We start from the raw sequence: 14,899 nt of genomic DNA on the forward strand, positions 1-14,899 counted from the left end.
TCTGATAACTGCTGTAATGGCTGTCGCTTTTAAAAGTTGAATCCTATAAAAAAACATGAGCATGCCCTAGGTCAAAGTGCCAGCCACCGCGGGCAGCTAGCATGGAAACAGACTGGACAGGGGAAACTGGCCGCAGGCCATGTGCCGCGCAAACGGTAGCAGCACACCAAAGCAGTAAGCTACCGGAACGCCAGCCAGCACAATATAAAAATGTAATGGCTGTTTCCGTCCCAGGAAACGGTAGCGGGGGAAAGATGAAACAAGAGAAACGCGGCATTGCGCGGCTGTTCGAACATGGCCTGGGCGCGCTTAACCTGGAATGGATGATTCCGCTATTCAGTCTGTTTTTGGTAGCCATGATCTGGAGCGCGGTGCTCTGGCAGGTGAATACCGACAAGATACGCAGCCAGACAGAAATGCAGCGGCAGAGCGAAAACCTGGTCCGGGTGTTCGAGGAGCACATCTCCCGCACCATCCGCGCGGTGGACCAGTCGGTACTGTTCCTGAAATACGAGTACGAGTCCGAAGGCAACAAGATGGACCTGCCGCATTACATCAAGCAGGGCATCATCCAGAGCCAGTTGTTCGTGCAGATTGCCATCATCGGTCCGGATGGCATGCTGGAAATGTCCAGTGTACCCAACTTCAAGCGGGTTGATCTGAGCGACCGCGAGCACTTCAAGGTACACATCGCCAAGGACAGCGGCCAGTTGTTCATCAGCAAACCGGTGAAGGGCCGTGCTTCGAAAAAATGGTCCTTGCAATTCACCCGCCGCATCAACAAGCCCGATGGCAGCTTTGGCGGCGTGGTGGTGGTATCGGTTGACCCCTTCTACTTCACCAATTTCTACAAGGATCTGCACCTGGGCAAGACCGGTGTGGTGACGCTGGTGGGTGCGGATGGCATTGTGCGTGCGCGCACCAGTGCCAGCGGTACCGGCATTGGCATGGATATCAGCGGCAGCGGCCTGTTCAAGCAATGGCCGGCGCATGACCGCGGCTTTTACCAGCAGCTTAGCAGCATAGACCATATACAACGCTCCGTTAGCTTCCGGGCGGTGGATGGCTACCCGCTGGCGGTGCTGATGGGCATGGGCGAGGACGAGGCCATGGCCGACTTCCACGAGCACCGTAATGCCTATTTCCTGGTGGCCGCCGTGGTTAGCCTGTTGATCTGCGCCGCCGGTTTCGTGATGTACCAGATGGTGCTGCGCCTGAAGCAGAGCAAGGTGCAGGCCGAGTCGGCCAACCGCATGAAGTCGGAATTCCTGGCCCACATGTCGCACGAGCTGCGCACACCGCTCAATGGCATCCTGGGCTGCTCGGAATTCCTGCAATCTTCCCTCAGCGATGCTGCCGATCTGGAAACCGCCAGCATGATTCACAAGAGTGGGCAGCATTTGCTGACGCTGGTGAATTCCATTCTGGACATGGCCCGCATCGAAGCCGGACGCATGCCGATGGAAATCGTGGAGGTGAATCTGGCGCACATGTTGCGTGACACGGTGGAGCTGTTCCGGCCCAAGGCAGAAGGCAAGGGACTGCAACTGGACTTCAGCTACCAGCAGGCGGCAGACTGCCCGGATACGGCAAGACTGGACCGCACCAAACTGACCCAGGTGATGAACAACCTGCTGGACAATGCAGTGAAATTCACCGAGCAGGGCGGTATCCGGATTGATGCCCATGTCAGCGCACAGCAATTGCAGCTGACTATCCGCGATACCGGCTGCGGTATTCCGGCCAATCAGCAGCAACTGGTATTCGAGCAATTCCGCCAGGCAGATGCCTTCCTGACCCGGGCGCAAAGCGGCTCCGGCCTGGGACTGGCGCTGGTGAAGGAACTGGTGCGGCTGATGTCAGGCAAGGTTGGTTTTGAATCACAAGTCGGCGTGGGCACGGTATTCCACGTCAGCATTCCGCTGGAAGGAAAACAAGCATGAGCAAGCTGGACACCATACTTGTCGTTGATGATGACGAAATCAATCGCAAGGTGGCAGGCCTGTTTCTGCAACGCATGGGCTGGAAGACCGATCAGGCTTCCAGCGCCTACGAAGCGCTGGAGCAATTGCAACAACACGACTACCACTGCGTGCTGCTGGACATCAGCATGCCGGGCATGAGCGGTATCGAACTGTGCTGCAAATTGCGCGCCGAGCCGCGCTGGCAGGATTTACGGCTGATTGCCTACACCGCCCACGCCATGAGTGACGAGCAGGATGCCATGCTCAAGGCCGGCTTCAATGCCATCGTCACCAAACCGCTGACACGGGACAGCCTGGTGGCCGCACTGGCCATGCCGGAATGAAACCCGATTGAACAGGCAGCGCTGGCTGCGCAATGACCGCCCTTTTACCCCAAGACTTAGCCGGTGGAACATAGTTGAACGTGCAAGAACAAGAACAGCAATCCCTTCCCGAGCCGCACCACAGCACGGCGAAGAGCACCGGCAGCAGTGCCGCCCTGGATAACACCTTGCTGCAACAACTGGAGCAACTGGGAGACCTGATACAAGACTGCACGGCGGATGGGCAGATACTGTATGCCAACACAAGCTGGCAGCAGGCTCTGGGCTACAACCAGGCAGAACTTGGCAGCCTCAACATATACCAGTTGCTGGCCAGCGACAGCCAGGCGGCATTCCGGACGCAATGCCAGCGTGTGCTGCAAGGAGAACAGGCAGCAGCCACCGCACTGGTGATGACCGACCGGGTTGGCCAGGCCCTCTCCTTGCAAGCCAGCTTCTGTCGCCTGCCAGTCACGGCGGGCGCACCCCGGCTACGGGTGGTGCTGCGTGATGTCACGCAACAGAAAAAGCAGGAACTGTGGCTCTCCACCCTGCTGGACAATATGGACGACGGCATCATCGCCATGGACATGGAAGGCTGCCTGACCTATATGAACCAGCAGGCAGAACGCATCCTGGGCTGGCGCTTTGCCGAGCTGCACGGCCAGAAGGTGCATGATTGCATTCATCACCATCGTGCCGATGGTCGCCGGGTAGCGCGGGAAGACTGCCCCATCTTTCAGGCACTGCAGCGCAAAGACGTATACCGCTCCAGCGAGGAATTGTTTTTCAGCAAGGATGGGCGAGCGGTGGAAGTGCGCGTCAGCAATACGCCGCTGCTGCTGCAAGGGCAACTGGTTGGCAGCGTCACCACCTTTGCCGACATCAGCGCCATTCGCCAGCGCGAGCAGCAAATGCTGCAAGCCACGCGCGCGGCCGAAGCCGCGGCACGGGCCAAGAGCGAATTCCTGGCCACCATGAGCCATGAAATCCGCACCCCGCTCAATGGGGTGATCGGCATGATAGACCTGCTGATGGATACGCCGCTGGATGCCGAGCAGTCCGACTTTGCCCGCACCATCAAGATGTCGGCTGACACCCTGCTGTCCATCATCAATGACATCCTGGACTTCTCCAAGATCGAAGCTGACGGGCTGGAAATCGAAAACATCGACTTTTCCTTGCGCCAGTTGCTGGAAGGCACCGTGGACATCGTGGCCAACAAGGCCCACAACAAGGGCCTTACCCTGGCCAGCTTCGCCACTCCCGAGGTGCCGGACAGCCTGTTGGGCGACCCTACCCGCCTGCGCCAGATCCTGCTGAACCTGCTGTCCAATGCCATCAAGTTCACCGAACACGGCATGGTGCTGGTATCGGCCACGCTGGAACCAGGCCGAGATACGCAATCCATGCTGCGGCTGTGCGTCAAAGACACCGGCATCGGCCTGTCCGATCAGGCGCGCAGCCGGTTGTTCCAGCCCTTCTCCCAGGCAGACAGCTCCACCACGCGCAAATATGGCGGTACCGGACTGGGGCTGGCCATCTGCAAGCGGCTGGCCGAAGCCATGGGCGGCACGATCGGGGTGCAGAGCACGCCCTGCGTCGGCTCGGAATTCTGGATCACCCTGCCGCTGCAATCCACCGGCAATGACTGCTGCCTGCAAGCCAGCCACACCCCCAGCCAGCACCTGTTACTGCTGGCGGGCGACAGCAGCAGCAACCAGCAGTTGTGGAGCCATTACCTGGATAGCTGGGCCGTGCCGCACCACTGCGCCGCCAGCCTGGCACAGATGCTGGAAACCCTGCGCCAACTGGCGGCGGCCAACAGCACACCCGATGTGCTGCTGCTGGTGGAACCGCTGCCGGATGCCACGCTGGAACAAGCAGTACAGACCCTGGCCGTGGAAGGCATTCCCATGGTGGTCTGCCTGAACGAACAGGATGGCAACCGCAAGAGCGCGCTATCGCAACAAGGCATTGCCGTAGTACACAAGCCAATGAAGCAATCCGCCCTGCTTGATGCGCTGACCGTGCAATGGACACCGGGCAATATCCGCCTGCACACCCCGCAAGCCGACGCCATGGCGGCGGCAAATGCCACCCCGCACCAGCATTATCATCACCGGCTGCTGCTGGCCGAGGACAATCCGGTCAACCAGCGCGTTGCGGCCAGCATGCTGCACAAGCTGGGCTACCGGGTGGATGTGGTCAGCCATGGCGGCGAGGTGCTGCAGGCCGTGGAGCAGCAACAATACGATGCCATTCTGATGGACTGCCAGATGCCGCACATGGACGGCTATGCCGCCACCCGCCTGCTGCGGCAGCAGGAAAGCGAAGCGGCACAGGGCAAGCATCTGCCCATCATTGCCATGACGGCCAATGCCATGGAGGGCGACCGCGAACTGTGCATCACCGCCGGCATGGACGACTATCTGGCCAAGCCCATCGAATACGCCAGACTCAAGACCCTGCTGCAGCAATGGCTGCCACAGCACCCGCAAACCACCCTGCCCCCCACCACCAGCAGCGTCGGCCAGCCCGGCAGCTTTACCGTGCAGCGCCTTACCGAATTCCTGGGTGATGATCCGGTTGGCATTGCCGAAATGCTGGACATCTTCCGCGACTCGCTGCTGCGCTGGCGCGAACGGCTGCGGCTGGACATCCAGCAAGGCGGCAAGGGACTGCGCCAACTGGCGCATGAGCTTAAGGGCAGCGCCGCCAATGTGGGGGCCGATGCGCTGGCGGCACTGGCCGGGCAATTGCACGCCGCCGCCGTGGACAACAGCCAGGAGGCTATCCGCAGCATAGCGCTGCAGATAGAAAGCGAAATGGATGCCTTGCTGGCCTTTATTGCCGCCTATGGAAAGGACTGAGCGATGTCGCATGTCATCGTGGTGGACGACAACGACACCAATCTGCTGCTGTTGCGCCATATCCTGCAAAAACTGGATGGGGTGACGGTAGATACCTTTGCCGACCCGCAGCAGGCGCTGGCCTGGTGTGCCACATCCGAACCGGACCTGGTTTTGCTGGACTACATGATGCCGGAGATGGACGGGCTGGAATTCATGCGCCGCTTTTTTGCCCTGCCGCAGCGGCAGGAGGTGCCGGTGGTGATGGTGACCGCCGATACCGAACGCGATGTGCGCCACCTGGCGCTGCAACAAGGCGCACGCGACTTCCTGACCAAGCCGGTGGACAAGGTGGAGCTGACCGTGCGGGTGCGCAACCTGCTGGCCCTGCGCAAAAGCAGCCAGCAACTGGCCAACCGCGCCGCCTGGCTGATGGAAGAAGTCAAGCTGGCCACGGCGGAAATCCGCGCGCGGGAAAAGGAAGCCATCCTGCGCCTGTCGCGCGCGGCAGAATATCGTGACCCGGAAACCGGCGCCCACCTCTTGCGCATGTCCGCCTATACCCGGCTGATTGCCCGCCAGCTTGGCCTGCCGCTACAGGAACAGGAAATGCTGCAGGAAGCCGCCCCCATGCACGATATCGGCAAGGTGGGCATCCCGGATGCCATCCTGCTCAAGCCCGGCAGGCTCACCCCGGATGAAATGGCCATCATGCGCCAGCACCCCTTGTTTGGCCACGAGATACTCAGCGGCTCGGTATCACCGCTGCTGCAATGCGCTGCCGTGGTGGCACTGAGCCACCATGAAAAATTCGATGGCAGCGGCTACCCGCACGGCCTGGCCGGCAGCGATATTCCACTGTGGGGACGCATCGTGGCCGTGGCCGATGTGTTTGATGCGCTGACCTCCTCACGCCCCTACAAACAAGCCTGGCCGCTGGAAAGAGCCAGGCACTACCTGGAAAGCCACAAGGGTACGCACTTCGACCCCGCCTGTGTCGATGCCCTGCTTGCCCAGTGGCCTGAAGTCATGATCATCCGCCAGCAATACGCCGACGAACAAGATGCAGCCAGCCCGACGCACCAGCCCCCTGGAGCGCCGCATGCTTGAAGCTGCCACCTTCAATGAACTGAAAATCAGCGGCAATCTGCCCTCGCCCAAGGGCACGGTACTGAAAATCATGCAACTGAGCGAGCACAATAATGTACCGCTGCCCGAGCTGATTGCCGTGCTCAACACCGACCCGGTCATGATAGGCCGCCTGCTCAAGCTGGCCAATTCCGCCTCCTATGCGCGCAGCCGCCCTGCCGTGGCGCTTACGCCGGACGTGCTGATGTCCATCGGCCTCAATGCCGTGCATCAGGTAGCCCTCACCTTTGCCCTGGTGGCCGAGCACCGGCGCGGCCAGTGCCGGGAGTTTGACTATGACTTTCACTGGTCGCGCGCACTGGCCTGCGGAGCCTCCATGCAGTTGCTGGGCAGCCAGTTACGCATTGCCCCGCCCGGTGAGCTGTTCACCATCGGCATGCTGTCTTCCATCGGCCAACTGGCCATGGCCACGCTGCACCCGCAAGCCTATGGCCAGTTGATTGCCACACACGGCGGCCCCTATGCCCATGGCCTGGCCCGGCAGGAAGACGCCCGTTTTGGCTACCACCATCTGGATATCGCCACCGCCCTGCTGCGTGACTGGGGGCTGCCGGTGATGTTCTGCGAGGCGGTCAGACAGCACGAAGACCCTGCGCTGCCCAGCAGCGTGGACAGTTCGCGGGCGGCACGGCTGTGCCTGTGTCTGCATCTGGCCAGCCGACTGGCCGACCTGTGTTTCCTGGCTGGCGAAGCGCGTGTCCACAGCTATGAAACCCTGAAAAAGCAGGCCAGCCGGCTGGAGGTCGATCCCAGCCACTTCCCGCGCCTGTGTGATGAAGTGCTGCGCGAGTGGCGCGAATGGAATGCCCAGCTCGCCATTGCCACCCCGCAGCAGGAATCCTTCTCGCTGCTGGAGCGCCGCCAGCAAATCAGCCCGCGCCCACCGGAGCCGGAAGCAGAACAGGAAGCCCTGCACATCCTGGTGGTGGAAGACGAAGCCAGCCAGCGCATGATGCTGCAGCGCCTGCTGCAAATTCTGGGACACCAGGTGGAAGTGGCGGCCAATGGCCAGGAAGCCTATGAACTGGTGCTCAAACATCCGCCGCAACTGGTGATTACCGACCTGGCGATGCCCGAGGTGGATGGCCTGCAACTGATCCGCCGCCTGCGCGCCATCCCGGAAGGAAGGCAGATTTACATCATCGTGCTGACCATCCTGGACGATGAAGACAATCTGGCCGCCGTGTTCAGCAGCGGGGCGGACGATTTCATCAGCAAGCCGATACCGCCGCGCATCCTGCAAGCCAGGCTCAAGGCCGGGCAGCGCATCATCCAGGAACAGCGCAGCCTGCGCCAGGAGCAGGCCCTGCTGCGCCGCCACCTGGAGGAGTTGTCCATCGACAACCAACTGGCGCAGGAAGCGGCCCAGACCGATGGCCTGACCGGCCTCTACAATCGTCGCTACGCCATGCGCTACCTGCCGCAGATCTGGGAGGAAGCCAAGCTCAGCCAGCAACCGCTGTCGGCACTGATGCTGGATATCGACCACTTCAAGGTAGTGAATGACGAACACGGCCATGATGTCGGCGACATCATCTTGCAACAGTTTGCCGGCATCTTGCGGCTGTTCTGCCGCCGTACCGACATTATCTGCCGCTTTGGTGGCGAGGAATTCCTCATCATCCTGCCGGATACCCGGCTGGCCACCGCCATCCAGGTGGCCGAACGCATCCGCGCCACCCTGGCCGGTCGCAATATGGTGGCTTCCGGACTGGCACTAAGCCTGACGGTGAGCATAGGCGTGGCAGAGAAAAATACCGCTCATGTGTCGGTGGAGGCACTGATCAAGGCAGCGGATCAGGCGCTGTACCGCGCCAAGCGCACCGGCCGCAACCGGGTGGAAGCCGCGCCCTGAAGGCTCCGCAGGCACAAAAACCAGCGGCCACAGATGGCGCTGGCTTGTCTTGTGGCCGCCCGCCCTGGCCTCAGAGATCGGCGCTATCCGCCCAGCCGACACGGCTGCCGACATGGAATACCTTGTCGGCAGCATCGATATCCCCCGCCCCCAGTACCGGCATGGTCTGCAACGACTGGTAGATGGGGGCAAAATCCACCGCCGTGGCGTCAAACAACTGCTGGAAGCTGTCGATGACAAAATAGGTTTTCTGGAAGGTGTCGATGCGATAGCGGGTGCGCATCAGCCGTTGCAGCTCAAAACCAAGCCGGTTGGGGCTGTCGCTGTCCAGGCAGTACAGCGATTCGGACTTGCTGGACACAATGCCGGCACCGTAAATGCGCATGCCTTGCGGCGTATTGATCAGGCCGAATTCCACCGTGTACCAGTACAGGCGTGCCAGCACCGGCAGAAAGCCCAGATGCTTGGCCTTCATGCCACCCTGGCCATAGGCTTGCAGGTAATCGGCAAATACCGGGTTCATCAGCAGCGGGACATGGCCGAACAGGTCATGAAACACGTCCGGCTCTTGCAGGTAGTCCAGCTGGTGCGGCTCGCGCAGCCACCAGGTCACCGGAAAGCGGCGGTTGGCCAGGTGGGCAAAGAACACCTCATCCGGAATCAGCCCCGGTACCGCCACGATGCGCCAGCCGGTGGCGGCCAGCAGCTTGCGGTTGAGCCGCTCGAAATCGGGTACGCGTTCGGCATCCACTTCCAGTTGCTGCAGCCCCTGCATGAATTCATCACAGGCGCGGCCCGGCAGCATGGCGCACTGACGCCGGTACAGCGTGGCCCAGGTGGCGTGGTCCTCTGCGCTATAGCGCTGCTGCGGCTGTGCCAGGGTGTAGTCGGTCGCATCATGGCCCAGGCCCTGGTTCTTGCGGGTGGTGATGTCGGGGACGACAAAAGCACTGCGGTCGTTCATGGTGGCACATCCGGTAGGTGGGGATGTTTTCAGTGTAGAAGCGATCGCCTGCGGCAGGTCCGCAAGTTTTGCCATGATTGCTGATTTTTTGCATACTTCACGCATGAAATAGCAAATCTACGCACAGGATATGCATTAATGGAACTGGATCGTTTTGACTGGCAGATTCTGCAAGCCTTGCAGCAGGATGCGCGCAGCACCCACCAGAAGCTGGCCCAGCAGATTGCGCTGTCCGCCTCGCAGATTGGCCGCCGCCTGCAGCGCATGGAAGAAAACGGGGTGGTGCAGGGCTATCAGGTGAACATCCTGCCGGAAAAAATCGGCCTGTCGGTGATGGCCTTCGCCCATGTCAGCCTGGAGCGGCACAGCGAGAGTTCGCTGCGTGAATTTGCCCAGGCCATCGATGCGCTGCCGGAAGTGCTGGAATGCTATGCCACCGCCGGCGAAGCCGACTATCTGCTGCGCATCGTGGTGGCCGATCTGCCCTCGCTGTCGCGCTTCGTGATGAACCGGCTGATGCAGCTGTCGCTGGTACGCAGCGTGAAGTCCACCATCATTCTGGACGCCATCAAGCACACCAGCAAACTGCCATTGCCGCACGCACGCGGCTGAATCTCAACGGCGCAGACGCTGCCAGGAGAGCAGCAGGAGCAGCGCCAGCGTGCCTGCCAGCATGCCCACCAGCACATCCAGAATGGCTGGCAACAGCAGACGTGCCAGCGCACCGATGCCCGGCAGGTGCGACAGCGGATGCACTACGCCCTCGATGGCATGGTGCAACCAGGGCCAGCCATGGCTGATGATGCCGCCGCCCACCATGAACATGGCCACGGTGCCGATGACGGCCAATGCCTTCATCAGCCAGGGCATGCCATGGATCAGGCCACGGCCAAGCAGGCTACGCAGCCTGCCCCCCTGGCGCAGCAGGTAAAAGCCGATGTCATCCAGCTTCACCAGCAGTCCGACAAAACCGTATACCCCCACGGTCATGATCAGCGCCACGCCGGCCAGCACGACCAGTTGCGAACTGAATGTCGCACTGGCCACCGTACCCAGCGTGATGGCAATGATTTCGGCGGACAAGACAAAGTCGGTGCGAATGGCCCCCTTCACCTTTTGCGCTTCCATCACCAGCGGGTCGAGGGCCGGATCAGCCAGCATGGCTGACAGTTCGGCCTCGTGCGCGGCATCCTCCTCCTTGTCATGCAACAAGGGATGCGCCAGCTTTTCCATCCCCTCCAGGCAAAGATACACCCCGCCCAGCATCAGCAAGGGCATCACCGCCCAGGGAGCAAAGGCGCTCAGCGCCAGGGCAATCGGCACCAGAATCGCCTTGTTGTACAAGGAGCCGCGCGCCACCGCCCACACCACCGGCAATTCGCGCTCGGCCCGCACACCGCTTACCTGCTGCGCATTCAGCGCCAGATCATCCCCCAATACCCCGGCGGTCTTGCGCGCGGCCACCTTGGTCATGGCCGCCACATCGTCCAGCACGGTGGCAATATCGTCTAGCAAAGTTAACAGGCTGGCTCCCGCCATGATTTTTCCTTCACATCCTGATGCGGCTGGCCCGGTGGGCCGCCACTGTTATTGGCAACCGGCATCGAGGCCGGCTGGTCCTGAGCGACAGGCCGGGTCATTGTAGCGGAAGGAGACTGCAGTGGCTCAGCCGCCGGGCCGCGTCGCGGGAGCGGGCGGCTCGGGCATGGGGGAAATCGCGTGCAGCAGGCCAAAATCGACATGGTCCTCGCCGTGTTCATCGGTATACAGCAGGTCCTGGTACTGATGGTTCCAGCGGATGTCCTCATGCTGGAAGATATGGCGCGACGCCATGGGCTGACGGGTGATTTCATCACTGCCGCTGATGGACAGGATGAAGCCGGCACGTAGCTGCGCCAGCTCTTCGGCACTGCGGCCATACAAGGGGCTGTATGCGTCGATGACATGCATCAGCGTCCAGCTAAGCACAAACATGGGATGGTGCTGGCGCTGCAGCTTGAGATCATGCAGCCGCCGCAGCGCAGTACCTTCGCTGCTGACCGTATTGAGCAGCATGTGCAGTTGCGCTTGGGCATCAACAATCACGTTCTGCCGCGCATTGGCAGCGCGCAGCATCAATACCTGCTGGCCATCCATGGTGCGGATCACCGGGTGGCGGGCAAACACGATGCGGGAGCGCGGCAAGGAAAAGCGGGCAAAGGTCACACCGGTGACCAGGGCCAGACTCATCATGCCGATGAAGATTTCCAGCATGCTGACCACATGGGCGTATACCGTCTGCGGATGCATGTCGCCATAGCCCACGGTGGCCAGGGTTTCCACGCTGAAGAAAAACGCGCCCCAGAAGTCACGCGGGTACTGGTTGGCAATGCTGGCCGCACCCAACTGGTACAGGCTGGCAAACACGACATTGAGTACAAAAAACAAGGCGGCAATGCACACATAGAACTGCGGCCAGCTCATGGTCATGCACACATGGTAAACATCGTGTGCCAGCCGTAGCGGCAAGCGATGCACATGAATGATGCGCCCTCCCACTTCCACCTGCCTTCCCTTGCCGTGCTGCTTCATCTGTCTGCCTCTTTCACCGGTTGCCGCCATTGTCTGCAGCCCTCTGGCCAGCGTCAATCCACCTCCCGCCGCGCAGTTTGGACGCCGCCGCCATCACTCTGGCATGATGCCAGCCATGAGCACCTACTCTGCCGTGATCCTGCTGTTACACCTCAGCCTGCAATTACTGCTGGTGGTGCGCGTGTTGCTGCGCCCCTACCGCGACCCTGCGGCGCGCATTGCCTGGATTGTCGTGGTTCTGGCCATGCCAGTTATCGGCATCCTGGCCTACCTGCTGCTTGGCGAGGTCAGCATCGGCAAACGACGCATGGCCAGGCTGGCGCGCATCCAGCAGCAACTGCCGGCACTCCCGGCCTTGCCGGCCGGTGGCAGCGGGCAGGCACTGCCTGACCATCAGGCGGCGCTGTTTCGTGTCGGCCAGTCCATCAGCGGCTTTGCCGCCTGCCAGGGCAATCAGGCACAGTTGCTGGCCGACTCCAACCACACCATTGCCAGCATGGTGGCCGATATCGATGCCGCGCAGCAGCATGTCCACCTGCTGTTTTATATCTGGCTGCCAGACCATAACGGCAGCCGCATGGCGCAGGCGGTGATACGGGCGGCACAACGCGGGGTGACATGCCGGGTGCTGGTGGATGATGTCGGCTCGCGCGATCTGCTGCACTCGCCGCTATGGCGGCAAATGCAGGCCGCCGGGGTGAAACTGGCAGCAGCCCTGCCGGTGGGCAATCCCTTGCTGCGCCCGTTCAGCGGGCGGATAGACCTGCGCAATCACCGCAAGATCGTGGTGATAGACCACTACACCGGCTACTGCGGCAGCCAGAACTGTGCCGACCCGGAGTTTCGCATCAAGCCGCGCTTTGCACCGTGGGTGGATGCCGTCATCCGCATTGGCGGGCCGGTGGTGCAGCAGACGCAGCGGCTGTTTGCCACCGACTGGATGCTGGCTACCGGGGAGAACCTGATCCCGCTGCTTGCCAGCACGCCGCCACCAGCAGAGGGCAGCACCCGCGGCGGCATCCTGGCCCAAGCCATCGGCACCGGCCCCACCGCGCGTCATTCGGCCATGCCGGAACTGTTTGTGGTGCTGATGTATAGCGCGCGTCATACGCTCACCATCACCACCCCCTACTACGTGCCGGACGAAGCACTGCAATCCGCGCTGTGTGCGGCAGCCCAGCGCGGGGTGGCCACCACCTTGCAATTGCCGGCGCGCAATGATTCGCTGGTGGTAAGCGCCGCCAGCCGCAGCTATTACGCCGAGCTGCTGGCCGCCGGAGTGGTGATTGCCGAATATCACGGCGGCTTGCTGCACAGCAAGCTGCTGACGGTGGACGAGGAAGTGTGCCTGATCGGCTCGGCCAATCTGGACCGGCGCAGTTTCGAGCTGAATTACGAAAACAATCTGCTGTGCCACGACCGCGAATTAACCGCAGCGCTGCGTCAGCGGCAGCAACAATACCTGCAGCACTGCAGCCTGGTTGGTGCCGACAGCGTGGCCGCCTGGCCGCTGTGGCGACGGTTGTGGAACAATGCCGTCGCCATGCTGGGCCCCTTGCTGTAAGGCGGCTCAGCCGGCAAACAGGCCGGGCACGGTGTTTTCCTGTTCGAAGCGCAGCAAGGCGGCCTTCAGCGGCAAGCCGCCGGCATAGCCGGTAAGGCTGCCATCCGCCCCCAGCACCCGGTGGCAGGGCACGATCAGCGCAATCGGGTTTGTCGCATTGGCCCGCCCCACCGCGCGGGCCGCACCGGGCTTGCCCAGCGCCAGTGCCAGTTCGCCATAACTCATGGTCTGGCCGTAGGGAATCCGGCACAGCGCCGCCCACACTTCCTGCTGGAAATCCGTACCATGCGCGGCCAGCGGGATATCAAAACTGCGCCGCTCACCGCGCTGGTATTCATGCAGCTGGCGCGCCACTTCGGCCACCGCGGCATCGTCGCGCCGGCTGCCGGACAACACCGCCCGCTGCATTTCCTGTTGCAGATGAAAATCCAGCCGCAGCAGGCGGCCTTGCAGGTCCAGCCACACCATGGCGGGGCCGAAGCGGGTGTCCACCACGCCGTGGCAGGCGGCGTTGGGCGGCACGCTCATGGCGGTCATGCTGCCATCTTCCGCTTGCGGACTGCTTGACGGTGCCTGGGGCGTGCCGGCATTGCCATCCCACAAGCCACCCTGGGCAAACAATGGGGCAGCCGCGCGCGAAGCGGGCGCAGACAGGCTGGACACCTCAGGCGCATCCTGGCTGAACAGATCGGGTATCTCGGGTTTCATGCATGCTCCGTCAGGCTGGCCCACAAATGCAGGGTGGCCAGACTGCGACAGGGTGAAAAGACTTGCATCAGCTGCTCGGTCTGGCGCGCATCGGGCCGCGCGGCCAGCGCATAAAAGCGCTGCAAGGCGGTAGCGAGGCCACTGTCGCCAATCGGCGCACAATCGCCCAGGCCCAGGCCGCGCAGCATCACATAACGTGCTGTCCACGGCCCCACGCCATGCAGGGCCAGCAATTGGCGCTCCGCCGCCTCCGCCCCTTGCCGGGACAAGTCCGCCAGCGGGAGGCTGCCATCCAGCACGGCGCGGGCGGCCCCCAGCAAATAACTGGCCTTGGAGCGGGAAAAACGCTGCGCCGTCAGTTGCTCGGCAGACAACGCGGCAACTTGCTCCGGGCCGGGATGGGCCAGCAAGGTGCTGCCGGCAATCGGCACACCAGAGAGCTGAATCAGGCTGCGCCGGAGCGCAGTGGCAAAGGACAGATTGATCTGCTGGCCGATGATGGCCCAGCACAAGGCTTCGAACGGTTCGGCAGTCAGCGGCAGCCACAGCGCGGGCTTGCCCGCCAGCAGACGCGCGGCATCCGGCTGCTGGCGCCCCAGTTGCATCCAGGCAGCGCGCTGGCCGTTCAGCCCCGCCATGCGCAGCACGGCCTGGCGCACACTGGGCAGCAAGGCGTCCCAGTCATGACTGGCCGCTCCGCTTGCCTTTACCTGCAGCGCAGGCCCGCTGAAATCCAGTTGCAGGCAGAGCGGGCAGCCCGCCAGCAGCAGGCCCTTGCGCAATCGGCTGCCCTGCTGCCATTCGGCCGGGCCTGCCGGATCGCGGCCATGGTAGGCCAGTACGCTGGCAGCCTGGTAGTCCTCCGGCAAATCCAGGGCAAAGCCATATTCCACCACCTGCTGCATGCATGCTCCCACAATGTGCTCATCCTGCTGACCAGGACCGGATT

General features: G+C 62.2%; 12 protein-coding genes. 7 read left to right on the forward strand and 5 right to left on the reverse strand.

All coding sequences use genetic code 11. The features are described from left to right. Window positions 1-254: 254 nt before the first annotated feature. The 5 genes from DLM_RS13750 to DLM_RS13770 all read left to right on the forward strand — a co-directional run bounded on the left by DLM_RS13750 (window position 255) and on the right by DLM_RS13770 (window position 8,143). Complete coding sequence (locus tag DLM_RS13750; protein ID WP_167467112.1) at window positions 255-1,943, forward strand: ATP-binding protein; 1,689 nt, start codon at window positions 255-257, stop codon at window positions 1,941-1,943. Then, a complete protein-coding gene (locus DLM_RS13755; protein ID WP_089084539.1) occupies window positions 1,940-2,308 on the forward strand; it encodes a response regulator in 369 nt (122 codons plus the stop codon). Before DLM_RS13750 ends, DLM_RS13755 begins: the two co-directional genes overlap by 4 nt. Before the next feature lie 80 nt (window positions 2,309-2,388). After that, the gene (locus tag DLM_RS13760) at window positions 2,389-5,160 is read left to right on the forward strand and encodes a PAS domain-containing hybrid sensor histidine kinase/response regulator (RefSeq protein WP_167467113.1); all 2,772 of its coding nucleotides are present in this window, start codon (window positions 2,389-2,391) and stop codon (window positions 5,158-5,160) included. Window positions 5,161-5,163: 3 nt separating this feature from the next. Continuing rightward, window positions 5,164-6,249: an HD domain-containing phosphohydrolase gene (locus DLM_RS13765; RefSeq protein ID WP_089084541.1), complete on the forward strand. Its 1,086-nt coding sequence runs from the start codon at window positions 5,164-5,166 to the stop codon at window positions 6,247-6,249. Then, window positions 6,242-8,143, forward strand: a complete 1,902-nt coding sequence (locus tag DLM_RS13770; RefSeq protein WP_167467114.1) for a diguanylate cyclase — start codon at window positions 6,242-6,244, stop codon at window positions 8,141-8,143. Before DLM_RS13765 ends, DLM_RS13770 begins: the two co-directional genes overlap by 8 nt. 70 nt (window positions 8,144-8,213) lie before the next feature. On the opposite strand, the gene phhA is transcribed toward DLM_RS13770, so the two are convergent. After that, window positions 8,214-9,107, reverse strand: a complete 894-nt coding sequence (gene phhA / locus DLM_RS13775) for a phenylalanine 4-monooxygenase (protein WP_089084543.1) — start codon at window positions 9,105-9,107, stop codon at window positions 8,214-8,216. A 138-nt stretch (window positions 9,108-9,245) separates the two neighbouring features. Between phhA and DLM_RS13780 the strand changes: the two genes are divergently transcribed. Next, window positions 9,246-9,719, forward strand: coding sequence for an Lrp/AsnC family transcriptional regulator (locus tag DLM_RS13780; protein ID WP_089084544.1), 474 nt, complete (start codon window positions 9,246-9,248; stop codon window positions 9,717-9,719). Between the two features lie 3 nt (window positions 9,720-9,722). Here the strand turns inward: DLM_RS13780 and DLM_RS13785 are convergent, their stop codons facing one another. Further along, window positions 9,723-10,646 (reverse strand): DUF808 domain-containing protein, encoded by a 924-nt coding sequence (locus tag DLM_RS13785; RefSeq protein ID WP_089084545.1) that lies wholly within the window; start codon window positions 10,644-10,646, stop codon window positions 9,723-9,725. Between the two features lie 126 nt (window positions 10,647-10,772). After that, a complete protein-coding gene (locus DLM_RS13790) occupies window positions 10,773-11,678 on the reverse strand; it encodes an ion channel (protein WP_089084546.1) in 906 nt (301 codons plus the stop codon). Window positions 11,679-11,793: 115 nt separating this feature from the next. On the opposite strand from DLM_RS13790, the gene cls reads away from it, so the two are divergent. Beyond that, entirely contained in the window at window positions 11,794-13,242 is a 1,449-nt protein-coding gene (gene cls, locus DLM_RS13795) for a cardiolipin synthase (RefSeq protein ID WP_197715412.1), read from the forward strand. 6 nt (window positions 13,243-13,248) lie between these two features. Here the strand turns inward: cls and DLM_RS23885 are convergent, their stop codons facing one another. Further along, window positions 13,249-13,950, reverse strand: a complete 702-nt coding sequence (locus DLM_RS23885; RefSeq protein WP_269461331.1) for a methylated-DNA--[protein]-cysteine S-methyltransferase — start codon at window positions 13,948-13,950, stop codon at window positions 13,249-13,251. Next, entirely contained in the window at window positions 13,947-14,855 is a 909-nt protein-coding gene (locus tag DLM_RS13805) for a DNA-3-methyladenine glycosylase family protein (protein WP_089084547.1), read from the reverse strand. The genes DLM_RS23885 and DLM_RS13805 overlap by 4 nt, the downstream gene beginning before the upstream one ends. Window positions 14,856-14,899: the final 44 nt, after the last annotated feature.

The organism is Aquitalea magnusonii (assembly GCF_002217795.2).
GTDB classification, from domain to species: Bacteria; Pseudomonadota; Gammaproteobacteria; order Burkholderiales; family Chromobacteriaceae; genus Aquitalea; species Aquitalea magnusonii_B.